21 protein-coding genes are annotated in these 24912 nt (G+C 75.1%); 13 read left to right on the top strand and 8 right to left on the bottom strand.

Features of this window, described 5'->3' with window-relative positions:
* Positions 1–83 precede the first annotated feature (83 nt).
* From pstC to pstB, 3 genes are read left to right on the top strand one after another with little or no spacing between them, the layout of a single operon-like run.
* A complete protein-coding gene (gene pstC / locus JD79_RS08720; protein ID WP_110005201.1) occupies positions 84–1037 on the top strand; it encodes a phosphate ABC transporter permease subunit PstC in 954 nt (317 codons plus the stop codon).
* Positions 1037–2116, top strand: coding sequence for a phosphate ABC transporter permease PstA (gene pstA / locus JD79_RS08715; protein WP_110005200.1), 1080 nt, complete (start codon positions 1037–1039; stop codon positions 2114–2116). The genes pstC and pstA overlap by 1 nt, the downstream gene beginning before the upstream one ends.
* A gap of 25 nt (positions 2117–2141) precedes the next feature.
* Positions 2142–2921 (top strand): phosphate ABC transporter ATP-binding protein PstB, encoded by a 780-nt coding sequence (gene pstB / locus JD79_RS08710; protein WP_110005199.1) that lies wholly within the window; start codon positions 2142–2144, stop codon positions 2919–2921.
* Positions 2922–3027: 106 nt separating this feature from the next.
* Here pstB and JD79_RS08705 read toward each other — a convergent pair whose 3' ends face one another.
* Positions 3028–4857 carry an LCP family protein gene (locus JD79_RS08705; protein WP_110005198.1) on the bottom strand — a complete coding sequence of 610 codons (1830 nt, stop codon included), beginning with the start codon at positions 4855–4857 and terminating at the stop codon, positions 3028–3030.
* Between the two features lie 619 nt (positions 4858–5476).
* On the opposite strand from JD79_RS08705, the gene JD79_RS08700 reads away from it, so the two are divergent.
* Positions 5477–7024: a coiled-coil domain-containing protein gene (locus tag JD79_RS08700; RefSeq protein ID WP_110005197.1), complete on the top strand. Its 1548-nt coding sequence runs from the start codon at positions 5477–5479 to the stop codon at positions 7022–7024.
* 21 nt (positions 7025–7045) lie between these two features.
* On the opposite strand, the gene JD79_RS08695 is transcribed toward JD79_RS08700, so the two are convergent.
* Together JD79_RS08695 and JD79_RS08690 are read right to left on the bottom strand one after the other, a co-directional pair.
* Complete coding sequence (locus JD79_RS08695; protein WP_110005196.1) at positions 7046–7477, bottom strand: DUF2795 domain-containing protein; 432 nt, start codon at positions 7475–7477, stop codon at positions 7046–7048.
* A gap of 25 nt (positions 7478–7502) precedes the next feature.
* Positions 7503–7712, bottom strand: coding sequence for a hypervirulence associated TUDOR domain-containing protein (locus JD79_RS08690; protein WP_110005195.1), 210 nt, complete (start codon positions 7710–7712; stop codon positions 7503–7505).
* Positions 7713–8043: 331 nt separating this feature from the next.
* Between JD79_RS08690 and JD79_RS08685 the strand changes: the two genes are divergently transcribed.
* The 5 genes from JD79_RS08685 (at position 8044) to cysD (ending at position 13778) form a co-directional block, all read left to right on the top strand.
* Positions 8044–8883, top strand: coding sequence for a siderophore-interacting protein (locus JD79_RS08685; RefSeq protein WP_245899951.1), 840 nt, complete (start codon positions 8044–8046; stop codon positions 8881–8883).
* 119 nt (positions 8884–9002) lie between these two features.
* Positions 9003–9731: a response regulator transcription factor gene (locus tag JD79_RS08680; RefSeq protein WP_110005193.1), complete on the top strand. Its 729-nt coding sequence runs from the start codon at positions 9003–9005 to the stop codon at positions 9729–9731.
* A complete protein-coding gene (locus JD79_RS23655) occupies positions 9728–12124 on the top strand; it encodes an ATP-binding protein (protein WP_146220413.1) in 2397 nt (798 codons plus the stop codon). Before JD79_RS08680 ends, JD79_RS23655 begins: the two co-directional genes overlap by 4 nt.
* Complete coding sequence (locus JD79_RS08670; RefSeq protein WP_245899950.1) at positions 12121–12855, top strand: inositol monophosphatase family protein; 735 nt, start codon at positions 12121–12123, stop codon at positions 12853–12855. Before JD79_RS23655 ends, JD79_RS08670 begins: the two co-directional genes overlap by 4 nt.
* Positions 12856–12869: 14 nt before the next feature.
* A complete protein-coding gene (gene cysD, locus JD79_RS08665) occupies positions 12870–13778 on the top strand; it encodes a sulfate adenylyltransferase subunit CysD (RefSeq protein ID WP_110005191.1) in 909 nt (302 codons plus the stop codon).
* Here cysD and JD79_RS08660 read toward each other — a convergent pair.
* Positions 13732–13962 (bottom strand): hypothetical protein, encoded by a 231-nt coding sequence (locus JD79_RS08660; RefSeq protein ID WP_110005190.1) that lies wholly within the window; start codon positions 13960–13962, stop codon positions 13732–13734. The genes cysD and JD79_RS08660 overlap by 47 nt on opposite strands.
* A 98-nt stretch (positions 13963–14060) precedes the next feature.
* On the opposite strand from JD79_RS08660, the gene JD79_RS08655 reads away from it, so the two are divergent.
* On the top strand, positions 14061–15374 hold the full coding sequence (locus tag JD79_RS08655) for a sulfate adenylyltransferase subunit 1 (RefSeq protein ID WP_110007561.1): 1314 nt from the start codon (positions 14061–14063) through the stop codon (positions 15372–15374).
* 56 nt (positions 15375–15430) lie between these two features.
* Here the strand turns inward: JD79_RS08655 and JD79_RS08650 are convergent, their stop codons facing one another.
* From JD79_RS08650 to JD79_RS08645, 3 genes are all read right to left on the bottom strand, one after another.
* Positions 15431–16789, bottom strand: a complete 1359-nt coding sequence (locus JD79_RS08650) for a cytochrome P450 (RefSeq protein ID WP_211307912.1) — start codon at positions 16787–16789, stop codon at positions 15431–15433.
* A gap of 98 nt (positions 16790–16887) precedes the next feature.
* Entirely contained in the window at positions 16888–17058 is a 171-nt protein-coding gene (locus JD79_RS22555; RefSeq protein ID WP_170149159.1) for a hypothetical protein, read from the bottom strand.
* Between the two features lie 60 nt (positions 17059–17118).
* Positions 17119–17517, bottom strand: coding sequence for an ATP-binding protein (locus tag JD79_RS08645; RefSeq protein ID WP_110005189.1), 399 nt, complete (start codon positions 17515–17517; stop codon positions 17119–17121).
* Positions 17518–17721: 204 nt separating this feature from the next.
* Between JD79_RS08645 and JD79_RS08640 the strand changes: the two genes are divergently transcribed.
* Entirely contained in the window at positions 17722–18150 is a 429-nt protein-coding gene (locus JD79_RS08640) for a hypothetical protein (protein WP_245899948.1), read from the top strand.
* Here the strand turns inward: JD79_RS08640 and hrpA are convergent.
* Positions 18147–22106 carry an ATP-dependent RNA helicase HrpA gene (gene hrpA, locus JD79_RS08635; protein ID WP_110005188.1) on the bottom strand — a complete coding sequence of 1320 codons (3960 nt, stop codon included), beginning with the start codon at positions 22104–22106 and terminating at the stop codon, positions 18147–18149. The genes JD79_RS08640 and hrpA overlap by 4 nt on opposite strands.
* 284 nt (positions 22107–22390) lie before the next feature.
* Between hrpA and JD79_RS08630 the strand changes: the two genes are divergently transcribed.
* Both JD79_RS08630 and JD79_RS08625 read left to right on the top strand, forming a co-directional pair.
* The gene (locus JD79_RS08630; RefSeq protein WP_110005187.1) at positions 22391–22927 is read left to right on the top strand and encodes a MarR family winged helix-turn-helix transcriptional regulator; all 537 of its coding nucleotides are present in this window, start codon (positions 22391–22393) and stop codon (positions 22925–22927) included.
* Positions 22924–24708, top strand: coding sequence for an MDR family MFS transporter (locus JD79_RS08625; RefSeq protein WP_110005186.1), 1785 nt, complete (start codon positions 22924–22926; stop codon positions 24706–24708). Before JD79_RS08630 ends, JD79_RS08625 begins: the two co-directional genes overlap by 4 nt.
* Positions 24709–24912 lie beyond the last annotated feature (204 nt).

Genomic DNA, 24912 nt, shown 5'->3' with positions numbered 1-24912 from the left:
CCGGGACGTCGACCGACGTCCCGGGCCGTCGCACCGCCCGGACCCGGGCACCGGAACCCACGAACGACTCCCACGGAGCAGCGGTGACCGCCACGAAGGCCCCGACCGAACCACCGTCACGGCAGCGCGCCGTCCGCAGGGCGGGTGACCGGCTCTTCTCCGGCGCCGCCAAGGGCTCCGGCGTCTTCATCCTGCTGGTCCTGGCCGGCGTCGCCGCCTTCCTGATCAGCGAGGCGCTCCCCGCTCTCACCGCGCCGTCGGAGGAGATCCCCGGCGGCGAGGGCCTGGCCGGCTACGTCGGCCCGCTCGTCCTCGGCACGCTGCTCGGTGCCGTGATCGCGCTCGTCGTCGCCACGCCGCTCGCCGTCGGCATCGCGCTCTACACCACCTACTACGCCCCGCGGCGCATCGCCGCCGGCATGGGCTACGTGATCGACCTGCTCGCGGCGATCCCCAGCGTCGTCTACGGCTTCTGGGGGATCGCCGTCCTCGCGCCGGAGCTGGTGCCCTTCCACCAGTGGCTCGCCGACACCCTCGGCTTCCTCCCGGTCTTCGCCGGCCCGGCCTCCACCAGCGGCCGCACGATGCTGACCGTCGGGATCGTGCTCGGGGTGATGATCCTGCCGATCATCTCGGCCATCTCGCGAGAGGTGTTCAGCCAGGCGCCGGCGCTGCACCGGGAGGCGGCCCTGGCCCTGGGCGCCACCCGCTGGGAGATGATCCGGATGGCCGTGCTGCCCTACGGCAAGTCCGGCGTCATCGCCGGCGCGATGCTCGGCCTGGGCCGCGCGCTCGGCGAGACGATGGCCGTGGCGATCATCCTCTCCGGCGGTGCCGGCGCGACGCTGAACGTGATCAGCAACTCGAACCCCTCGACGATCGCCTCGAACATCGCCCTGTCGTTCCCCGAGGCGACCGGCCTCGACGTCAACACCCTCATCGCCAGCGGCCTGGCCCTGTTCCTCATCACCCTGGTGGTCAACATGCTCGCCCGCTGGGTCGTGAACCGGCGCGCCGACTTCTCCGGAGCCAACTGATGAGCATCGACACCCAGTCCGCGCCGCAGCCGACCAGGCACGCCTCCGGGCCCGTCCGGTCCCGTCGGCGGCTCCCCCGGTTCGCTCCGCTCGGCGTCTACCTGGCGGGCGTCGCCCTGGGGGCCGCCCTGTCGGCGCTCACCGGCTTCAGCCTCGTGACGACCGTGGTCTACGGCGTCGTGCTGGGCACGCTGGCCGTCTACGTCGTCTCGCGCTCGGTCGAGGGACAGCGCAAGGCGACCGACCGGCTGGTCACCTCGCTGGTCACCACCGCGTTCGCGATCGCGATGGTCCCGCTGGTCTCGCTGGTCTACACCGTGCTCGACAACGGCCTGCCCCGGTTCGACGCCACCTTCTTCACCAACTCGATGTACCGGGTGGTCGGCGAGGGCGGCGGCGCCTACCACGCGATCCTCGGCACGGTGATCATCACGGCGCTGGCCACGCTCATCTCGGTGCCGATCGGCCTGCTGGCCGCCATCTACCTCGTGGAGTACGGCACCGGCCGACTCAAGCGGTCCATCACCTTCTTCGTCGACGTGATGACCGGCATCCCGTCGATCGTGGCCGGCCTGTTCTCCTTCGCGCTGTTCACCCTGGTCTTCGGCAACTCCGTGCGGCTCGGGGTCATGGGCGCCGTGGCGCTCTCGGTGCTGATGATCCCGGTGGTGGTCCGGTCCTGCGAGGAGGTCCTCAAGCTCGTCCCCAACGAGCTGCGGGAGGCCAGCTACGCCCTGGGTGTGCCCAAGTGGCGCACGGTCGTCAAGGTCGTCCTGCCCACGGCGGTCGCCGGCCTGGGCACCGGCATCACGCTGGCCGTCGCCCGGGTGGTCGGCGAGACCGCACCGCTGCTGGTGACCGTCGGCCTCATCACGGGCACGAACCTCAACCCGTTCGACGGGCGCATGGCGACGCTCCCGGTGTTCGCCTACTTCCAGCTCACCCAGCCGGGCACGGCGACGCAGGCCTTCCTCGACCGGGCCTGGACGGCAGCCCTCGTACTGATCATCCTGGTCATGGCGCTCAACGTCGTCGCCCGCCTGATCAGCCGCTTCTTCGCTCCCAAGACCGGTCGCTGACCGACCCGACCCGGAGGATCTGCACGTGGCCAAGCGCATCGAGGTCTCCGACCTCAACATCTACTACGGCAACTTCCTGGCCGTGGAGGGCGTCAACGTCTCGATCGAGCCGCGCAGCATCACGGCGCTGATCGGCCCCTCGGGCTGCGGGAAGTCGACCTTCCTGCGCTCGCTCAACCGCATGCACGAGGTCATCCCCGGCGCCCGCGTCGAGGGAAAGGTCGTCATGGACGGCCAGGACCTCTACGGCGCCGACACCGACCCGGTCGACGTCCGCCGGCAGATCGGCATGGTCTTCCAGCGGCCCAACCCGTTCCCCACGATGTCGATCTACGACAACGTCATCGCCGGCAACCGGCTCAACAGCAAGAAGATGAAGAAGGCCGAGACCGACGAGCTGGTGGAGCGCGCGCTGCGTGGCGCCAACCTGTGGAACGAGGTCAAGGACCGGCTCGGCCGTCCCGGGTCGGGCCTGTCCGGCGGCCAGCAGCAGCGGCTGTGCATCGCCCGCGCGATCGCCGTCGAGCCCGACGTGCTGCTGATGGACGAGCCCTGCTCGGCCCTGGACCCCATCTCCACGCTGGCCATCGAGGACCTCATGGCCGAGCTCAAGGAGCGGTTCACCATCGTGATCGTCACGCACAACATGCAGCAGGCGGCACGGGTGAGCACCTCCACCGGCTTCTTCAACCTCAACGGCGTGGGCCAGCCCGGCCGGCTGATCGAGTTCAACCCGACCGAGAAGATCTTCAGCAACCCCGACCAGAAGGCGACCGAGGACTACATCTCCGGCCGCTTCGGCTGAGCCACCTCGTCCGACGAGGGCCGCCGCGGCACGGCCGCGGCGGCCCTCGTCGTGTGCACGCACCTCCGTCGTGCGGGCGGATCGGCGCGCTGTGTGCCCGCGCCGGTCAGCCGCAGCCGACCCGGCCCGCGCGCGTCGTGGGCGCAGCCGCCGGGGTCGTCTCCGCGGCCGGCGCCGGTGCGACCGCCGCGGCGGGGGCCGGAGCGGGGGCCGGGGCCGGGACCTGTACCGGGACGACGCCGGAGTAGCCGGGGCCGAGCACCAGCTGCACGGCGTCGCCGATGGCGTCGCTGGGCTGCAGGACCGCGCCGGGGACGGCGGCGGCCACGGTGCGCGCCTGCTCGACGACGCCGGGACCGTGCCGGACGACGGTCCGGTCGACCGCGCCGCGCTCGTTCCCGACCTGGCCCACCGTGAAGCCCTGCTGGCGCAGCAGGTCGCCCACCGTGCCGGCCAGCCCGCCGGTGGCGGTGCCGTTGAGGACGTCGACGGTCACGGAGGCCGGGGCGACGGTGAGCGGCTGCTCGGCCGCGCCGGCGGTTGCCTGCTCCGCGCCGGTGTCCACGGCGGGGCTCTCGGCGGCGCTCTCGGCGGCCGGCGACGCGGCCGCCGCCGGGTCCTCCACGGGCGCGGTGGCCGCAGCGGCGACGGGGGTGGCCAGCTCGGCGGGCACCGAGCTGTCCTCGATGACGCCGTCGAACAGCGAGCGGGTGGCCGCGCCGTCGAGCAGCACGTAGGCCTGGTCGCTGCCGGCCGGCACGTAGTCGACCTGCGCCACGGGCAGGCCGGCGTGCTGCACGGCGTCGTCGTCGAGGCCCGCGAGTGCCGAGGCCAGGGTGCGCAGGTCGCCGAGCGTCGTCTGGTCGTCCACGGTGAGCGCGTCGGCGGCGCGGGTCAGGAAGCGGGTCAGCTCGTAGGTGTTGGCGAGCGTCCCCACGGTCATCGCCGAGCGCATCGTGGCCGACAGCAGTTGTTGCGTGCGCTCGGCGGCGGCGACCCCGGTGACGTCGGGACCGACGTCCCCCGGCGCGAGGTAGCGGGTGGCCTGGGCGCCGGTGAGCTCCGAGGTGCCGGCCGGCAGCGGGGTCGCGGACGCGGCGTCGGCCGGGCCGGCGGCGGGCAGGCAGACGCTCACGCCGCCGACGGCGTCCACCACGGCGGGCAGCCGGCCGAGGTCGACGGCGAGGTAGTGGTCGACGCGCAGCCCGGACAGCTGTTGGACCGCGCGCACCATGCACGACGGCCCGCCGGCCAGCAGCGACGTCGCGAAGGCCTCGGACACCGGCTCGCGCATCGAGCCGTCGTCGGCCCGGCAGCCGGGGGTGTCGACCAGCGCGGTCGGCGGCACGCTGACCAGGACGGCGCGGTCCTCGGCGGCGGCCACGTGTACCAGCATCGTGGTCACCGATGCCGGGCCGTCGGTGCCGGGCAGGCCGGTGCCGATGACGAGGTAGGTGGTCGCGCCCTCCTGCAGCTGCGGGGCGATGACCTCCGGGCCCTCGGGGGCGAGCGCGGCGACGCGGGCGATGCTGCGGTCGACGTAGGCGTACAGCCCGGCGTGGTAGCCGACGACGAGGCCGAGCAGCACGCCGAGGACGACGGCGGCGCGGACGAGCCGTCGCCGTCCGGGGCTGCGCGGCGGACGTTCGGCGAGCGGGCGCCGGGTGCTGCCGGCGCCGGACATCGCCGGGCCGTCGAGACCGGGGATCGGCGGGTGCGCGGGCCGGCCGGGCAGCGGCGGTACCGGACGGGAGTACTGGATCCCGGAGGCCGGGGTACCGGGCAGCGGCGGGACCGGCCGGGAGTGCTGGACGCCGGACGCGGCGGTCCCGGGCAGCGGCGGCACCGGACCCGACCGGTGCCCGGCCGGCAGCGGCGGCACCGGCCGGGAGCGCTGGACGGCCTGCTCCCGGGGAGCGCCGGGCAGCGGCGGCACCGGCTGGGACCGGTGGACGCCGCCGAGCGGGGGCAGCGGCGGGACGGGGGCGGAGCGCTGGACGCCGGCCGGGCCGCCCGGGACCGGGGGCAGTCCGCGTCGGGGCCGGCGGAGTCGTCGGGCGCGGCGGGCGGGTCGGCCGGGGACCGCCGGCCGGGGACCGCGGGCGCGGCCGGTGACCCCGGCACGGGCGGGAGGGGGCCGCGGTGCGGCGGCAGCGCCTCACCGGGCTCGAGCGGGATGGGTACCTCGCCGGTGCGCCGGGCGGCCCGGCGGCCCGTGGCGCCGCCCTGGCGGGCCAGCAGCTGCTCGACGGTCACGGGACCGGGCGCGCCGCGGTCCCCGGCCCGCCCGTCCCGCCCGCGCTCGTCCCCCACCGGTGTCGACATCCCATCGTCGTGGTCCGTGCCGTGCTGTCCGTGTCGTGCCGTGCACGTGGTGCTGTTCGTGTCGTTGCGCCCCGCATGCGCGGCAGCACTCAACGATACGGCCGCCAGGCCCCATCGCCCGGTCACACGCGCCGGGACCCGCCGGGCGAGTACGTCCCGGAGCCCCCCGTCCGGGCGCGCACCGGCCCTCCGACCAGGCAGGGCACCCCGTCGGGACGTAGCGTCGGCCCGTGAGACTCCCGTCGATCCCCGGTCCGTCCGACGTCTTCTCCGCCGTCGACAGCCTGCGCGAGGGGGTCGCCGAGGCGCTGGCCCTGGTGCCCCGGGTGGCCGCGGCGGTGGGCCGGCTCGAGGGGCTGCTGGACCGGGTCGACGCCGTGGTGGACCGGGCGGAGGGCCTCGTCGACCGGGTCGACGACGCGGTGACCGCACTGGACTCCACCCGCCAACGGGCCGACGACCTGGTCGCCGGTGCGGGCGCCACCCTCCACGCGGCCGACGCCGCCATCGGCGCCGTCGAGCAGACCCAGCAGAAGGCCGACGCCGCCATCGGCAACGTCGAGCAGACCCAGCAGAAGGCCGACGCCGCCATCGGCAACGTCGAGCAGACCCAGCAGCGGGCCGACGCCGCCATCGGCGCCGTCGAGCAGACCCAGCAGCGGGCCGACGCCGCCATCGGCGCCGTCGAGCAGACCCAGCAGCGGGCCGACGCCGCCATCGGCGCCGTCGAGCAGACCCAGCAGCGGGCCGACGCCGCCATCGGCGCCGTCGAGCAGACCCAGCACAAGGCCGACGCCGCCATCGGCGCCGTCGAGCAGACCCAGCACAAGGCCGACGCCGCCATCGGCGCCGTCGAGCAGACCCAGCAGCGGGCCGACGCCGCCATCGGCGCCGTCGAGCAGACCCAGCACAAGGCCGACGCCGCCATCGGCGCCGTCGAGCAGACCCAGCACAAGGCCGACGCCGCCATCGGCGCCGTCGAGCAGACCCAGCAGCGGGCCGACGCCGCCATCGGCGCCGTCGAGCAGACCCAGCAGCGGGCCGACGCCGCCATCGGCGCCGTCGAGCAGACCCAGCAGCGGGCCGACGCCGCCATCGGCGCCGTCGAGCAGACCCAGCAGCGGGCCGACGCCGCCATCGGCGCCGTCGAGCAGACCCAGCACAAGGCCGACGCCGCCATCGGCGCCGTCGAGCAGACCCAGCAGCGGGCCGACGCCGCCATCGGCGCCGTCGAGCAGACCCAGCACAAGGCCGACGCCGCCATCGGCGCCGTCGAGCAGACCCAGCAGCGGGCCGACGCCGCCATCGGCGCCGTCGAGCAGACCCAGCAGAAGGCCGACGCCGCGATCACGGCCGTGGCCGCCATCACCGACCGGGCGCGGGGGACGGTGGAGCGGGCCGAGGGCGCGGTCGGCGGGGCCGAGGGGCTCGTCGGGCGGATCGACCCGCTGCTGGGGGGCTACGAGGAGCCGCTGGCGCGCCTGGCGCCGTCGGTCCGCCGGCTGGCCGAGACGCTCGATCCGCACGAGGTCGAGGCGCTGGTCGTCCTCGTGGACCGGCTGCCCACCCTGGTGACCCACCTGGACGAGAGCATGCTGCCGGTGCTCGAGTCCCTCGGCGACGTCGGCACCGACGTGCACGACCTGGTCGACACGATGCAGGACATCCGCGAGGTGGTGAAGGGCTTCCCCGGCTCGAAGCTGTTCCGGCGGCGCGGCCGGGAGGAGATAGCCGAGGACGGGAACGACGAGGGGGCCCAGGAGCGCACCGGCTCCTGAGCCCCCTGCGGGTCCCGGTGGTCAGGTCTCGGTCGGGTACCCCAGCGCCCGGGCGACGTCGCCGATCCGCTCGTAGGTCTGCCCCTCCGGGAGCCGCTGGAGCTCCTCGACGACGGCGTCGGGCGCCCGGTGGTCGAGCGCGGCCTCGACGAGACCGGGCCCGTCGGCGGGGAAGTCGGCACGCACCAGCCAGCGGGCCAGCTCGGCACGGGCCACGACGGCGTCCTCGGTCATGCCGACCGGCACACCGCCGATGAGCGTGCTGTTCGGGCTGGTCGCGGTGTCCGGTTCACCCTCGGCGACCGGCTCCACCTCGCGGAACTCCTCGGACCGGGTGGCATGGCCGGACTTGAGCATCCCCTGGATCTCGTGCTCGAGCTCCTCGTCGACCCGGGGGCTGTGCTTGTCACTGCGGGAGGACGCCCCGGCGAAGCGGTCGTCGGTCTCGCTCACGTTGTGTCTCCTCTACGGGTCCGTCTCACTTCTTCTCCAGCGCGGACGGCTTGTGCACCGCCGTCTTCCCGCTCTTGTCGCTCTCCACCTCGTACTGCGGCTCGTCGGGGCTGGCCTTCACCTTCCGGCCGCCGGCCTCGGTCTCGGAGGTGATCTCCTTCTTCACCGTGCCCTCGGCCTTGCTGCCGTGGCTGTTCCAGGTGACGTGGTCACCCTTCGAGAAGTCGTCGGCCATGTGTCGGTCCTCCGCGGTCTCAGTGGTCCACCCCCCGTGCCCGCCCGGCCGAGGGAGCACACATCCGCGAGGGCGGTGTCGGTACCGGGCCCGCGGGCGACGGAGATCACCCTCGCGGCGACGCCCACCACCCGATCGGGCAGTGCCAGGTCCACCGCGGTCACGTAGCGTTCGTGTCGACGGGGGTCCTCGGGGCGAACCTGCTGCTGAGAGTCGAGCAGGGGTCACGCTCCGTGACATCTCCCGTCCTCGATCGCCGGCCCGGTCGACCTCATTCCCCCGGGGTCGGCCGGGTCGGCCCGTCGCCCGCCCGGTCCCTACGCTCGCCGCCGTGACAGAACCCGCCGGCAGCCGGCCCCTGGGCGGTCCTCCCGTGGGGCGCCCCGCCGAGGGGGAGGCCCACCTCCCGGGCAGTCCCCGGCCCGTCGACGTCCTCACCGTCGTCTCGGTCTCCGACGTCACGCCGTCCGTGCGCCGCGTCGTGCTGTCGGGGACGCCGGACGCCGTCGCCGCGGCGGGGCCGACCGTCAACCTCCTGGTGCCGCGCGTGGGCGATCCCGATCCGCGCTGGCCCGCGGTGGCGCGGGACGGGCGGATCGTGTGGCCCGCCGGGTCGCACGGCATCAGCCTGCGCAGCTACACCGCCCGCCGCCAGGACCCCGCCCGGGGCGAGGTGGACGTCGACTTCGTGCTGCACGGCGACGGGCCGGCCGCCGCCTGGGCCGGGGCCGCCGCTCCCGGCGCCCTGCTCGGCGTGGCCGGCAGCGGCGCGCTGGGGGACCGCCCCGCCGGCACGCTGCTCCTCGCCGGTGACGAGACGGCACTGCCGGCGATCAGCCGCATCCTGGCCGCGGCCGACCCGGCCGCCCGCGGCGTCGCCCTGGTCGAGGTGGCCGGCCCCGAGGAGGAGCAGGTGCTCGCCGCGCCGCCGGGGGTGGAGGTGCGCTGGCTGCACCGCGGCGACACCGCGCCGGGTGAGAGCACGCTGCTCGCCGACGCCGTCGCCGCGCTCGAGCGGCCGGCCGGGGACGACGTCTTCGCCTGGGTGGCCGCCGAGTCGGCCGCGGTCCGGGCGGTGCGCGCGGACCTGCGCGGCCGGTGGGGGCTCTCCCGCGCCCAGCACCACGCCATCGGTTACTGGCGCCGCGGCCGCGCCATGGCGCCCGCCTGAGCCTCCCCGCGGGAACGGCTCCCCACAGGCAACTCACAGGTAGCGTCCAGTGCGACCGCAGCCCCGACGCAGAACCTGAGGGCATGACCACAGCAGCCAGGCGTCCGACGGGAGTTGTCGTGACGGGAGCACGCAGCGCTCGACCCACCGCTCCGGAGGCGCGGCTCCTGGTGGTCGACGACGAGCCCAACATCCGCGAGCTGCTCTCCGCCAGCCTGCGCTACGCCGGCTTCGAGGTGGCGACGGCGGCCGACGGGCAGCAGGCGCTGGCCCTGGCCTCGACCTTCCGTCCCGACCTGCTGGTGCTCGACGTCATGATGCCGGGCCTGGACGGCTTCGGCGTCGTGCGGCGGCTGCGCGAGAGCGGGCGGCACACGCCGGTGCTGTTCCTCACCGCGCGTGACGCGGCCGAGGACAAGGTCTCCGGGCTCACCCTCGGCGGCGACGACTACGTGACCAAGCCGTTCAGCCTCGACGAGGTCCTCGCCCGCATCCGGGCGGTGCTGCGCCGCAGCGCCGGGCAGCAGCGCGCCGTGGAGACCAGCCGGCTGACCTTCGCCGACATCGAGCTCGACGAGGAGTCCCACGAGGTGGTCAAGGCCGGCCAGGTGGTCAGCCTCTCCCCCACCGAGTTCAAGCTGCTGCGCTACCTCATGGCCAACGCCGGGCGCGTGCTGTCGAAGGCGCAGATCCTCGACCACGTGTGGAACTACGACTTCAACGGCGAGGCCAACGTCGTCGAGTCCTACATCTCCTACCTGCGGCGCAAGGTGGACACCACCGAGCCGCGCCTGCTGCACACCATCCGCGGGGTGGGCTACACCCTGCGGCTGCCACGCGGCGCGTGAGCAGGCCCGCCGGGCTCCCCGGAGCGACCGCCCGCAGCGGCCCCCGCCTCCCGCGGGTGCCGCTGCGGATCACGCTCGTCGCGCTGCTGCTCGTCCTGGTGGCCCTGGCGCTGGTCGTCACGGGGGTCACGGCGACGTCGCTGCTCAAGCGGTACCTGGTCGCGCAGCTGGACCAGCAGCTCGAGGAGACCGTCCGCGACGCGACGGCCGACGAGCGCATCCTGGCCGGCTGCTACCTGGGCGGCCGGCAGCGGGGCGTGGACCCCGACAGCTACCTGGCCTGCGTGGTGCCCGGCGAGGAGGCGCCCATCGTGCTCAACGGCCCGCTCACGGCGGCCGAGCAGCCCGACCTCGACGTCGAGGACGTGGAGGAGATCGCCGACGACGCCGCGGTGGCGTTCGGCGGCCCGCGGGGCGAGGGCGGCGGCCGCCCCGGTGAGTCGACGGCCCGGACGGTGGCCTCCGGCGACGGGGACACGAAGTGGCTCGTCACGGCCGAGCAGCTGCCCGGCGGGCTGACCATCGTCGTCGGCGGCGACCTCGACCGCGACGACCGGGTCATCGCCCGCCTGGTGTCCATCGAGGTCGTCGTCGGACTGGTCGTGCTGGTGGCGCTGGGCGTGGCCGGCTACTGGCTGGTGCGCAGCAGCCTGCGCCCGCTGGCCGGCGTGGAGCGCACCGCCCAGGCGATCGCCGCCGGCGACCTGTCCCAGCGGGTGCCCGCGGGCGACGACCGCACGGAGGTCGGCCGCCTGTCGCAGGCGCTCAACGGGATGCTCGCCCGGATCGAGACCGCCTTCCGGTCCCAGCAGGCCTCCGAGGAGCAGGCCCGGGCCTCCGAGGAGCGGATGCGCCGGTTCATCGCCGACGCCAGCCACGAGCTGCGCACCCCACTGACCTCCATCCGCGGCTTCGCCGAGCTCTACCGGCAGGGCGCGGTCGCCGGCCCCGAGGAGGTCGCCCGCCTCATGGAGCGCATCGAGAGCGAGGGCGGCCGGATGGGCGTGCTGGTCGAGGACCTGCTGCAGCTGGCCCGGCTCGACCAGCAGCGGCCGCTGAGCATCGCCCCGGTCGACCTCGCCGAGGTCGCCGGCGACAGCGTCCACGACGCGCGCGTCCTGCAGCCCGACCGGCCGGTCAGCCTCCACCTGGACGACTCCCTCACCGAGGTGCCGGTGGTCCTCGGCGACGAGGCCCGGCTGCGCCAGGTCGTGGGCAACCTCGTGACCAACGCGCTGGTGCACACACCGGACACCGCCCCGGTCACGGTCTCGATCGGCGAGGACACCAGCGACGGCGGCGACCGGGTGGTGCTCCGGGTGACCGACGAGGGCCCCGGCATGGCGCCCGAGGACGCCGCCCGGGTGTTCGAGCGCTTCTACCGCGCCGACGCCTCGCGCAGCCGCGTGGCCGGGGGGACCGGGCTCGGGCTGTCCATCGTTGCCTCGCTCGTGGCCGCGCACGGTGGCGACGTGCACCTCGACACCGGCCCCGGACGCGGCGCGACCTTCACGGTGCGGCTGCCCCGCTCCGGCCCCGACCTGCCCGGCGGGGCCCGGGCAGCGCACCGGGCAGCGCCCCCGGCGGTGGCCCCGGCAGTGACCCGGCGGGCGCGCCGTGGGGTCTGCCCGGCGGTGCCCCCGGCGGTGCCCCCGCCCCGGCGGGGCTACCGTCCGCCGGTGAGCACTGACAGCGGAGGAGCCCCGTACGACGCCGTGCTGATGGACGCCGTCGCCGACCTCGGCGGGGCCCTGCGCGGCCTGGTCGACGCCTCGGTGCGCACGTCGGTCCCGGCCGCGGACCTGACCGCGGCCGCCGCGGTCGTGCGCGAGGTCACCGGCCGGCTCACGGCATCGATCCGCCCGCCCGGACAGCTGTCGGCGCTCGACGACCCGGTGCGCTTCCGCCGCGTCTACAACCCGGTGACCGGGGTCGGCAGCGCGTTCGCCCCGCCGCTGCGGCTGCGGGAGGAGCCCGGCGGCGTCGTCGGCGAGGCGGTCTTCGGCCTGGCCTACGAGGGACCGCCCGGCTTCCTGCACGGCGGGATGAGCGGCCTGGTGATGGACCAGGTGCTCGGCGCGGCGACGATCCGCGCGGGCCTGTGGGGCATGACCGCCCGGCTGGAGCTGGACTACCGCCGCCCCGTGCCGCTGGACACCCCCGTCGTCTGCCGGGCCCGGGTGACCGAGGCCGGCGGCCGCAAGTCCGTCGTCACCGGCACGATCGCGCTGCCCGACGCGCCGGACCGGCCGCTGGTCGAGGCGCGGGCGGTCTTCGTCCTGCCGCGCCAGGAGCTGCGCGCCGAGTACTTCGCGGGGGTCACCGACGCCTCCGGCCGGCACGCGCCGCCGTCGCGGCCCACCGACGCGACCGCGCCGGGGGCCGGCGAGTGAGGGACGTCGAGGTCGCCGCCGCCGCGGCGCGGGCGGCGGCGGACGTGCTGATGGCGCTGCGCGCCGGCGGCCTGACCGGGCGCGCGCTGGGCGATGCCGGCGACGCCGCGGCGCAGGACGCGATCACCGCCGTCCTCGCCGGCGAGCGTCCCGACGACGTCGTCTTCAGCGAGGAGGCCGCCGACGACCGCAGCCGGCTCGAGGCCGGGCGCGTGTGGATCGTCGACCCGCTCGACGGCACCCGTGAGTACGGCGAGACGGACCGGTCCGACTTCGCCGTGCACGTGGCCCTGTGGGCCGGCGGCACGGTGACCGCCGCCGCCGTGGCCCTGCCGGCCGTCGGCGAGGTGCTGGTGACCGACCCGGCTCCCGGGCTGCCGCCGGCGGTCGCCCGGTCGCCCCGGATCGCGGTCAGCCGCACCCGGCCGCCCGCGCAGGCCGGTGCGGCCGCCGAGGCGGTGGGCGGCGAGCTGGTGCCGATGGGCTCGGCCGGCTTCAAGGTGACCGCGGTGGTGCGCGGGGAGGTGGACGCCTACGTGCACGCCGGCGGGATGTACCAGTGGGACTCGGCCGCGCCGGTCGCCGTCGCCCTGGCCGCGGGGCTGACGGCGCTGCGGCTGGACGGGTCGCCGCTGCGCTACAACGGACCCGACCCCTCCCTGCCGGACCTGCTGGTGTGCCGCCCGGAGCTGGCCGGTGACCTCCTGGCCGCCGTCCGCCGACCGGCGTGACGGACACTGGAGCGGTGACGACCCCCGACTACCGGCTCACCCAGCTGGAGACGCTCGAGGCCGAGTCGATCCACGTCATCCGCGAGGTGGCCGCCGAGCTCGAGCGCCCGGTGCTGCTGTTCTCCGGCGGCAAGGACTCCATCGTCATGCTGGAGCTGGCCCGCAAGGCGTTCGCGCCGGCGCGCATCCCGTTCCTGGTGATGCACGTGGACACCGGGCTCAACTTCCCCGACGTCCTCGAGTTCCGCGACAAGCGGGTCGCCGAGCTCGGCGTCGAGCTGGTCGTCGCCTCGGTGCCCGACGCGATGGCCCGCGGCCTGGTCAAGGAGGAGCCCAACGGCTCGCGCAACCGGATCCAGACGCCGGTGCTCCTCGACGCGGTCGAGGAGCACGGCTTCACGGCGCTGTTCGGCGGCGCCCGCCGCGACGAGGACAAGGCGCGGGCCAAGGAGCGGGTGTTCTCCTTCCGCGACGAGTTCGGCCAGTGGGACCCGAAGAACCAGCGCCCCGAGCTGTGGGACCTCTACAACGGCCGGATCCACCTCGGCGAGTCGATCCGCGTGTTCCCGCTGTCGAACTGGACCGAGCTCGACATCTGGCAGTACATCGCCCGCGAGGGCATCGAGATCCCCGGGCTGTACCTGGCGCAGGAGCGGGAGGTCGTCGAGCGGCAGGGGATGCTCTACGCCGTCAACGAGTTCGTCCGCCCGCGCGAGGGCGAGCCGACGTTCCGCGAGACGGTCCGCTACCGCACGGTCGGCGACGCCAACCTCACCGCCGCGGTGCGCTCGCAGGCGACGACGGTCGCCGACGTCATCGCCGAGATCGCGGTGACCCGGATGACCGAGCGCGGCGCCACCCGCGGCGACGACAAGGTCAGCGACGCCGCGATGGAGGACCGGAAGAAGGAGGGCTACTTCTAGCCCTCCGGCGGCGGCGGAGGTGGCGGAGCAGCACGACGACGGTGACGGCGAGCAGCAGGAAGCCGACCGGCCAGGCCACCGCCTCGGGCGCGGCGACGCCGAGCGCCTCGGCGACGACGTAGCCGACCGCGTAGCCGGCGACGACGACCAGCAGCACCGGCACGAGGAACACGAACCCGCCCACGCCCGCTCCTCCCCGCGCCCGGTGGCGCTGCTCACACCAGCGTCCCCCGTTCCGGCCCCGGCCGCCGCGGCCCCGACGGGCGGGGGAGGATGGAGGCCATGTCCGAGCAGTCCGCCGTCGACGTCCACTCCCCCGCCGCCGAGCAGGCGGCCGAGCTGGCGACGGCGCGCAAGGACATCCTCCGCATCGCCACGGCCGGGTCGGTCGACGACGGCAAGAGCACGCTGATCGGCCGGCTGCTCTACGACAGCAAGGCCGTCTACGAGGACCAGTACGCCGCGATCGAGCGGGCGAGCAAGGGCGACTACGTCGACCTGGCGCTGCTCACCGACGGCCTCCGCGCCGAGCGCGAGCAGGGCATCACCATCGACGTCGCCTACCGGTACTTCAGCACCCCGCGGCGGACGTTCATCCTGGCCGACACCCCGGGGCACGTGCAGTACACGCGGAACATGGTCACCGGCGCCTCCACCGCCGACCTCGCGATCGTGCTCGTCGACGCGCGCAAGGGGATGCTCGAGCAGAGCCGCCGGCACGCCTTCCTCGCCTCGCTGCTGCGGGTGCCGCACCTCGTGGTCGCGGTGAACAAGATGGACCTCGTCGACTGGTCGCAGGAGGTCTTCGAGACCATCCGCGACGAGTTCAGCGCCTTCGCCGCCCGGCTCGACGTCCCCGACCTGACCGTCGTGCCGATCTCGGCGCTGCACGGCGACAACGTGGTCAGCCGCTCGGAGCGGGCGCCCTGGTACCAGGGGTCCTCGCTGCTGCACCACCTCGAGCACGTGCACGTGGCCAGCGACCGCAACCTCGTCGACGTCCGCTTCCCCGTCCAGTACGTCATCCGGCCGCAGTCCGACGCCTTCCACGACTACCGCGGCTACGCCGGGACCGTGGCCAGCGGGGTCCTCCGCCCCGGCGACGAGGTACAGGTCCTGCCCAGCGGGCTGACCACGACGGTCGCCGGCATCGACGGCCCGCGTGGCCCGGTCGAGCAGGCCTTCGCGCCGATGGCGGTGACGGTGCGCCTCGCCGACGACGTCGACGTCTCCCGCGGCGACCTGCTCTGCCGCCCGGGCAACGTGCCGCAGGCGACGCAGGACCTCGACGCGCTCGTCTGCTGGATGGCCGACGAGCCGCTGCGCCCGCGGCAGCGGCTGGCGGTCAAGCACACGACCCGCACGGTGCGCGCGATGGTCAAGGAGCTGACCTACCGGCTCGACGTCAACACGCTGCACCGGGACCTGGAGGCCGGCGAGCTCGGCCTCAACGACATCGGCCGCGTGAAGCTGCGCACCACGCAGCCGCTGTTCGTCGACGACTACAACCGCAACCGGGTCACCGGCCGGTTCATCCTCGTCGACGAGGCCACCAACGCCACGGTCGGCGCCGGGATGCTCCCGCCCCACCGCTGAAGGACCCCCCTTCCCCCCGGCGCTCGCGAGCCCGCGTCGGGGCCTGCGAGGGGCCGTCAGCGCAGGCGGACGGGGAGGGTCTCGAAGCCACGCAGGGTCTGCAGGTCCCGCCGGACCGGGCGGCCGGCCACGCGCAGCCGCGGGAAGTGCTCGCTGAGCACCCGCAGCCCGACGGCGCCCTCGAGCCGGGCCAGGCCGGCGCCCAGGCAGTAGTGGATGCCGCCGGAGAAGGCCAGGTGGTCGCGGGCGTTGGCGCGGGTGACGTCGAAGCGGGCGGGGTCGTCGAACACCGCGGGGTCGCGGTTGGCCGCGCCGAGCAGCAGCGTGACCCGCGTGCCGGCCGGCAGCCCGATCCCGGCGACCTCGGTGTCGCGGACGATGCTGCGGCCGGTCAGCTGCACCGGGCTGTCGGAGCGCAGCACCTCCTCCACCGCGCCGTCCCAGCCGGCGGGGTCGGCGCGCAGCGCGTCCCACTGGTCGCGGTGGGCGTCGAGCAGGACGACGGCGTTGCCCAGCAGGTTGACGGTGGTCTCGAAGCCGGCGCCGAGCAGCAGCATGACCGTGGCGTGCAGCTCGCGCTCGGTCAGGGCCTCGTCGCCGGGGAGGGTGACCAGCCGGCTGACCAGGTCCTCGCCGGGGTCGCGACGCAGCCGGGCGAAGTGCCCGCGCAGGAACGCGTGCATGGCCCGCAGCGCGCGCTCGGCGGCCACGTATCGGCGCAGTGGCAGCCCGGGGTCGAGGGTGGCGGCCGCCGCGGCGCCCCAGCGCAGGAAGTCCTCGCGCCGCTCGGCGGGGACGGCGAGCAGGTCGGCGATGACCAGCACCGGCAGCTGCGCGGCGTAGGCGCCGACCAGGTCGACGACGTCGTCGCGGCCGGCCAGCCGGTCGAGCAGCGTCTCGGCGGTGCGCTGCACCATCGGCTCGGCGGCCAGCGTGGCGCGCGGCGTGAAGGCCCGGCTCACGAGCCGGCGGAGGCGAGTGTGGTCGGGCGGGTCGGTGACCAGCATCGACGGCGGCTCCGCGACCCCGGTGGCGTCCAGCTCGTCGCCGAAGCGCAGCGCCCACCGGACGAGCGCCGGCGCCTGCGAGCGGTCCCAGCCCACGCCGGCGGCGTCGGAGCGCAGCACCTCGGTGGCGACGGCGTGCGAGGTGGTCACCGGGCCGAGCGCGCTGGGTGACAGCAGCCCGCGGGCTCGCAGCTGCTCGTAGAGGTCGTAGGGGTCCTCGCGCGACTCCGGCTCGCGCAGCAGGCGGCCGACCGGGTCGCCCCGGCGGGCGGCGCGGGCCAGGTAGACCGCCGGCAGCCCGTGACGCACCGCGTAGCGGGTGGCCGTGCGCACCGGCCGCAACAGGCCCGGCCGCGCGGGGCCGTCGCCCGGAACGGTCCGGGCCGAACGCGGGGACGTCGTCGTCACGGGCACCTCCCGCCCGGCCGGTGCCGGGCGGGAGGCAGTCTGTCAGCCGCTGGGCCCCTGCAGGGTCCCGTCGCGAGCGTGCGAGCGGCGGGGGGTCCTTACTCCGTGTCCGGCGGCGCGGGCGTCTGGCTCGCGTCGCCGTCCCAGTCCTTGCCGGCCTTGTAGGCGTGGCCCGAGGCGCTGTCGGTCTGGCCGGCGACGGTCTCGACCATCTCCTCGTCGGACAGGCCCTCGCCGGCTGCCTCGGTGTGGCTGGTGGGCTCGCTCATCCTGTCTCCATCCGTCGAACGGCGTCGGTCTCCCCCAGCCCTCCCCGGCGAGCCCCGCGGTCAAACAACCGGCCCGCGCCCGGGCGCGAGCACGAACCAGACGCGCTTGCCGCCCTCGACGTCCTCGACACCCCAGTGGTCGGCGATCGCGTCGACGATCTGCATCCCCCGGCCGCGCGGCTGGTCACCGCGGAGCTCGCCGACGACGGGACGGATGGCGGACCCGTCGGACACCGCGATGCGCAGCCATCCGTCGGAGTACTCCAGCTCCAGGGACAGGACGCTCCCCCCGCCCACGTGGTCGACGACGTTGGCGACGACCTCGGTCACCAGGAGGGCGACGTCCCCGGCGTCCTGCGGGGCCCGCCAGGCGAGCAGGGCCTCGCGGACCACGTGCCGGGCAGCGGGGACGCTGCGTGGCGACGGCGGCAGGTCCACCCGTGCGGTGAGTGTCGACATCGGTCCCCCCGTACCGGCGGCTCGCGCCGGTCGATTGCGCGCTACTCAATCGGGGACGACCTTGCCACCCGACCCGCACGAGTGCAACCCCCGTTGCGTGCAAGTGCTGTTGCGTGTCACGCCTGTTGCATGCAACGGCCGTTCAGTACGGTGGTGTCCAACCGATCGCGGTGGAACCAGCCCGCCGTCCGCGCAGGAGGACCAGTGGTCACAGGCCCCACGCACCCGTCGCCGGCGACGCCCAGCGACGATCCCGGGGACGATCCCGGGGACACCGCGGTCGCGGCGCTGGAGCAGCTCGTCCGCGAGATCGACCGGTGCGCGGTCGAACTGCAGGACGCCCGCGAGCGCGCCCAGCAGCTGCTGGGCCGGCGCCGCTCGGGGGACAGCTGGCTGGACATCGTCAGCGGGGAGACCCGCCCGCTGGTCGTCGAGCGGATCTCCACGGTGCTCTCCGCGCTGGCCGGCGCCGGCTCCTCCTGGCGGCGCGCCCAGGCGCGGGCGCTCCAGGCCGAAGCGGTGAGCATCAACCGGATCGCCGCGATGTTCGGCGTCACGCGCCAGCGGATCTCCGCGCTGCTGCGCGACCAGCCCGGGTCCTCGGCCGGGACGCTCGAGGACCCGCCCGCCTAGGCCGTCAGGGCGTCGATGGCCTTGTAGACGCGCTGCTCGGAGATCGGCCGCGGTGTCCCGAGCTGCTGGGCGAACAGGCCCACGCGCAGCTCCTCGACCATCCACCGGATGCGGGCCACCGCGTCGTCCGGCGCGCCCGTGGGCGGCACCTCGCGCCGCAGCTGCTCGTACTCGGCGGTGACCGCGGCGACCTGGTCCGTCCAGAGCGCGTCGCGCACCGCGTTGGCCGGGAGCTTCTCCAACCGCAGCGCCATCCCCCTCAGGTAGCGCACCAGGTCGGGCAGCCGCCGGCGGCCGGCGTCGGCGACGAAGCCGCGGTGCAGCAGGCCGGCCATCTGCCGGCGCAGGTCGGCGATCGCGGCCTCGGGGACCCGCCGGCCCGGCGCGGCACCGATGGCGACGGCGACCTCGCGGGCCTGGGTGAGCACCGCCTCGACCCGCCGGACGGCGTCCTGGGTGATCGGCAGGAGCTGCTGCCTCGCCGTCGCCACCAGCGCGGTGAACGCGGCCTCGTCGCGCGGCGGCCCGCCGGCGGCGGCGAGCAGCTCGTCGGCGGCGGCGTCGACGCAGTCGTCGACCAGCGCGGGGATCTCGCCGTCGGGGTTGAACTGCAGCGCCAGGCGGCTCTTCGGGCCGAGGCCCTTCACCACCTGCCGGGTCGGCGAGCCCGCGACGAGCACGAGCAGCCGGCGGGCGCCGCGCCAGGTCAGCCGGGTGGCCTCGGCCTCGGTGGCCACCACGCGGACGCCGGCCGTCGTCCCCTCGTCGACCAGCGCCGGGTAGGCGGTGACCACGTGCCCACCGCGGCGCACCTCGACGGTGCGCGGCAGCTCGCCGATCGTCCAGGCGGTCAGCCCGGTGCGCTCGAGGTCGGAGGCGGCCCGCGCGAGGCTGGCGCGGCTGGCCGGGGCGACCCGGGCGCGCAGCGGGCCGAGCTCCTTGCCCCTGGCGAGCTCGCGCCCGCCGTCGTCGAGCACGCGGAACGTCGCCCGCAGGTGCGCGGGCACCTCCGCGGGCGCCCAGGCGTCCGGCGGGACCACGACGGCCGCGGACCGGCGCAGCTCCCGCTCCAGCGCCGGGAGCAGCGGCTCGGTGGGGCTGATCCGCGGCAGCACCTCGCGCACGCGGTCGGGGATCGGCACGAGCGCCCGTCGCAGCTGCTTGGGCAGCGTCCGCAGCAGCGCCGTCACCAGCTCCTCGCGCAGGCCGGGGACGGTGAAGGCCAGCGACTCCCCGGACGTCCGCTCGGCGACGGTGTCGAGCACCGCCAGCGGGACGTCGACGGTGACGCCGTCCTGTGGCGTGCCGGGGGCGAAGGCGTAGGACAGCGGGAGGGTCAGCCCCTGCGTCAGCGGCACCTCGTCGGGGAAGTCCTCGACGCGCACCTGCCCGGCCGCGGCGGCGTTGGTGAGCATCTCCGGCGTGAACGTGAGCAGGTCCGGCGTGGCGCGACGCGCGGACTTCCACCACCGGTCGAAGTGCCGGGTGGAGACGACGTCGGCGGGGATCCGCGCGTCGTAGAGCTCGTGGAGCGTCTCGTCGTCGACCCGGATGTCGCGGCGGCGGGCCCGCTCCTCCAGCTCGGCGACCCGCTCGATGGCGCGCTGGTTGTCGGCCCAGAACCGGTGGTGCGTCGTCCACTCGCCCTGCACCAGGGCGTGCCGGATGAACAGGTCCCGGGAGACGACGGGGTCGATCGAGCCGTACTGCACGCGCCGGCCGGCGACCAGCGGGATGCCGTAGAGCGTCACGCGCTCGGTCGCGACGACGGAGCCGCGTTTGGCGTCCCACCGCGGCTCGGAGTACTCCCGCCTGACCAGGTGCCCCGCCAGGCGCTCGACGTCGTCGGGGTCGACGCGCGCCACGGTGCGGGCGAACAGCCGGCTGGTCTCCACCAACTCGGCGGCCACCACCCAGCGCGGCGGCTTCTTCGCCAGCGGCGTGCCCGGGGCGATGACGAACCGGGCGCCGCGCGCGCCCAGGTACTCGCGCCCGCCGCGGCGGCGGTCGCCGTCGCGCTTGCGTGTGTCCTCGACCTGCAGGCCGACCTGGGACAGCAGGCCGGCGAGCAGGGCGACGGAGATCCCGCGCTCGTCGGGCTCCGCGGCGAGCGAGCCGGGGGTCATGCCGAGGCGGCGGGCGGTGCTGCGCAGCTGGCCGTGCAGGTCCTGCCACTCGCGGATGCGCAGGTAGTGGAGGAACTCGCGCTTGACCGTGCGGCGGAAGGCGCTGCCCGACAGCGCCTCCTGCTGCTCGGTGAGGTACCGCCAGAGGTTGAGCAGGGTGAGGAAGTCCGAGTGCTCGTCGGCGAACCGGGCGTGCATCTCGTCGGCGGCCTGCTGGTGCTCGCTCGGCCGCTCGCGCGGGTCCTGGATCGTCAGGCCCGCCGCGACGACGAGCACCTCCTCCAGGACGCCGCGCCGGTCGGCCTCGACCACCATGCGGCCGAGCCGGGGGTCGAGCGGGAGCTGGGCGAGGGCGCGCCCGGTCTCGGTGAGCCGCCCGTCGGAGTCGAGGGCACCGAGCTCCTCGAGCAGGGCGCGGCCGTCGGCGACGGCACGCCGGTCCGGCGGGTCGACGAAGGGGAAGTCCTCGACCGCGCCGAGGTCGAGCGCGGCCATCTGCAGCAGCACCGAGGCCAGGCTGGTGCGGAGGATCTCCGGGTCGGTGTACTCGGGCCGGCCCTCGAAGTCCTCCTCGGTGTAGAGGCGGATCGCGATGCCCTCCGCCACGCGTCCGCAGCGGCCCGAGCGCTGCCGCGCCGACGCCTGGCTGACCGGCTCGATCGGCAGCCGCTGCACCTTCGTCCGGGCGCTGTAGCGGGAGATGCGCGCGGTGCCGGGGTCGACGACGTAGCGGATGCCGGGCACGGTCAGCGACGTCTCGGCGACGTTCGTGGCCAGCACGACCCGGCGGCCGGCGTGCGGCTGGAACACCCGGTGCTGGTCGGCGGCCGACAGGCGGGAGTAGAGCGGCAGCACCTCGACACCGGGGAAGCGCTCGGCGAGGGCGTCGGCGGTGTCGCGGATCTCGCGCTCGCCGGCGAGGAAGACCAGGACGTCGCCCGGGCCCTCGTGCCCCAGCTCCTCGACCGCGTCGCCGATGGCGGTGACCTGGTCGCGGTCGGGGTCGGCGGCGGGGTCGCCCTCGGGGGCGTCGGGGTCGACCACCGGGCGGTAGCGGACCTCCACCGGGTACGTGCGGCCGCTGACCTCGACGACGGGCACGTCGGCGCCGTCGACGGAGAAGTGCTTGGCGATCCGGTCCACGTCGATCGTGGCCGAGGTGATGACGACCTTGAGGTCGGGCCGGCGCGGCAGCAGCTGGGCGAGGTAGCCGAGCAGGAAGTCGATGTTGAGGCTCCGCTCGTGCGCCTCGTCGACGATGATCGTGTCGTACTGGCGCAGCAGCCGGTCGTGCGCGATCTCGGCGAGCAGGACGCCGTCGGTCATGAGCTTCACCAGCGTGCCGTCGCCGACCTGGTCGGTGAAGCGGACCTTCCAGCCCACCGCGCCGCCCAGCGGGGTGTCGAGCTCCTCGGCGATCCGCTCGGCCACCGTGCGCGCGGCGATCCGCCGCGGCTGGGTGTGCCCGATCCGGCCCCGCACGCCGCGGCCCAGCTCGAGGGCGATCTTGGGCAGCTGTGTCGTCTTGCCCGAGCCGGTCTCGCCGGCGACGACGACCACCTGGTGCTCGCGCAGGGCCGCGGCGATGTCCTCGCGGCGGGCGCTGACCGGCAGCTGCTCGGGATAGGTGATCGCCGGGAGGGCGGCCCGCCGGCGGGCGACACGCTCCTCGGCGGCGCTGACGTCGGCGGCGATCTTGGCGAGCGCGCGCTCGCGGGCGGCGTCGTCACGGGTGCGCCGCAGGCCCTCGAGCCGCCGGCCCAGCCGGTGCTCGTCGTCGAGGGTCAGCGCGGCCAGCCGGGACCGGAGGTCCGGGAGGGTCGCGGTCACGGGCGCGCTCGGCTCTCTTCCGGGTGAGGGGACGGCAGGCGGCGACCGGGGCCACCGCCCCCAGGATCGCACCGGATCGGACCCGCACCGCCGGACGCCCGGCGCATCAGGTCCGGCAGGGACAACGCCGCGGGGCGACCGGGCCTTCCCGCCCCGCGTCCTGGGTACGTGCCTCGTCACTGTCGTGCAGGTCACGCATGCATGTAACCTGCAACTGGTTGCGTGTGTCGCGCAACCAGTTGTAGCGTCCATGCATCCCCTCCTCCTGCTGAACCGGAGTCCCCATGCCCACCGCCTCCTCCCCCGACGCCGGCCCGTCCGCCGCGCCGTCGCCGGAGCGGACGGCCGAGGTGCGCAGGCTCTCGGAGCAGATGCCGCGCTTCATGCGGCTCGTGCACGCCTTCAAGAGCCTCCCGGCCGCCACCGACGGCCGGGAGCGCGCCGCGCTGGTCCTGCTCTTCCCGCTGACCCGCCTGGGGCCGCTGCGGCAGAGCGCACTGGCCGAGCTCGTGCACGCCGACCCCTCGACGGTCAGCCGGCACGTCGGCTGGCTGGTCGAGCACGACCTGGTGCAGCGCGTGGCCGACGAGACCGACGGCCGCGCCACCCGGCTGGTCGTGACCGACGCCGGCCGCGCCGCCGTCGAGCGGCTCGCCGAGGAACGCACCAGCCAGCTGTGCTCGATGCTCACCGACTGGTCCGACGCCGACCTCACCGCCCTCACCGGCCTGTTCGGGCGCCTGCTCGACGACCTCACGGCAGCGCTGCCGTCCGATCCCCGCTCCCCCTCCGCACTCCCCGTCCCGAGAGAGAAGTCATGACCCAGACCACCCGCGCGAGCGCGGCCGGCCGCAGGGACGCCCGGGCGGCGGCCGCCGCGCCGGACTCCAGCGGCGTCTTCAGCCACCGGCAGATCATCACGATCCTGTCCGGCCTGATGCTCGGCATGTTCCTGGCCGCCCTGGACCAGACGGTGGTCTCGACCGCCATCCGCACCATCGCCGACGACCTGCAGGGCTACGACCTGCAGGCCTGGGCGACGACCGCGTTCCTCATCACCTCGACGATCGCGACGCCGCTCTACGGCAAGCTCTCCGACATCTACGGCCGCCGGCCCTTCTACCTGTTCGCCATCGCCGTCTTCACGATCGGCTCGGCGCTGTGCGGGATCGCCGACTCGATGTACGAGCTGGCCGCGTTCCGCGCGATCCAGGGCATCGGCGCCGGTGGCCTGATGTCGCTGGCGCTGGCGATCATCGCCGACGTCGTCCCTCCCCGGGAGCGCTCGAAGTACCAGGGCTACTTCATGGCGGTGTGGGGCACGTCCAGCGTGCTCGGGCCGGTCATCGGCGGCTTCCTCGCCGGTCAGGCGTCGATCGTCGGTGTCGACGGCTGGCGGTGGATCTTCTGGATCAACGTGCCGCTGGCCGTGTTCGCCTTCGCCGTCGTCATGCGGGTCCTGCACCTGCCGCACGAGCGGCGTCAGCACCGCATCGACTGGCCCGGCGCGGTGGCCCTCGTCCTCGCGCTGGTGCCGCTGCTCATCGTCGCCGAGCAGGGCCGCACCTGGGGCTGGGGCTCCGGTCGCGCCCTGGCCTGCTACGCCATCGGCGCCGCCGGCCTCGTCGGGTTCGTGCTGGCCGAGCGGGCGTACCGGGACGACGCGATCCTGCCGCTGCGGATGTTCACCAACCGCACCTTCTCGGTGAGCAGCGTGTCGAGCATCGTCCTGGGCGCCGGCATGTTCGGCGGCATCCTGCTGCTGCCCCAGTACCTGCAGGTCGTGCACGGCTCGAGCCCGACGGTCGCGGGTCTGCAGATGCTGCCGCTGGTCCTGGGCATCATGACCGGCGCGCTGACGTCCGGTCAGGTGATCGCGCGGACCGGCAAGTACAAGGTCTTCCCGCTCGTCGGCGTCGTCTTCATGGTCGCCGCGCTGGTCGCCCTGTCCCTGGTGGTCGAGGCCGACACCTCGGTGTGGACGCTGGTGCCCTTCATGTTCCTGCTGGGCCTCGGGCTCGGCTTCAACATGCAGCCGGTCATCCTCGCCGTGCAGAACGCCGTGTCGCCGCGGGAGATCGGCGTCGCCACCTCCTCGGTGACGTTCTTCCGGCAGATGGGCGGCACGATCGGTACGGCGGCGTTCCTGTCGATCATGTTCTCGCGGCTCGGCACCGAGGTGCCGGAGCAGATCCGCCAGGCGGCGCAGTCCGGCCCGGAGGCCGCCCAGCAGGCGGGTGCGCTGCTGGAGGCGGGCCCGGAGAGCGTCCTGTCCGACACCAGCGCGATCAACGCCTACCCGGCGCTGGTCACGCCGTTCCGGACCGGCTTCTCGAACACGCTGGACCTGGTGTTCCTGGTGGCCGCGCTCGTCGTCGCGGTCGGCTTCTTCGTCCTGTGGTTCCTGCCCCAGCTCGAGCTGCGCAACCAGTCGGGCATCCAGGCGCAGCAGGAGGCCGCCGGCCAGACCGCCGGTGACACGCCGGGCGCCGGCGCCGCCGAGGACGCCGCGCAGGCGGCCGGTGCCGCGGCCCCGACGTCGACCGCTCCCCCGACCGGGCGCCCGGGCGACGCCGAGCCCGCCGGCCGGCACCGCGGCTAGGCACCACGGCCAGGCACCACGGCCAGGCACCACGGCCAGGCACCACGGCCAGGCACCACGGCCAGGCACCCGCACGACACCGAGGCCCCTCCCCGCACCGCGGGGAGGGGCCTCCGCCGTCTCCGCTGCCGGTCGTCGAGACGTCGCCGCGGACACGCGCGGACACGCCGGCGTGGGCGGCGACGAGCCGACGGTCGACCCGGC

Source organism: Geodermatophilus normandii, assembly GCF_003182485.1.
GTDB lineage: Bacteria > Actinomycetota > Actinomycetes > Mycobacteriales > Geodermatophilaceae > Geodermatophilus > Geodermatophilus normandii.
Note: the sequence above shows the minus strand (reverse complement) of the source record. Positions and strands in the feature narration are given on the sequence as shown.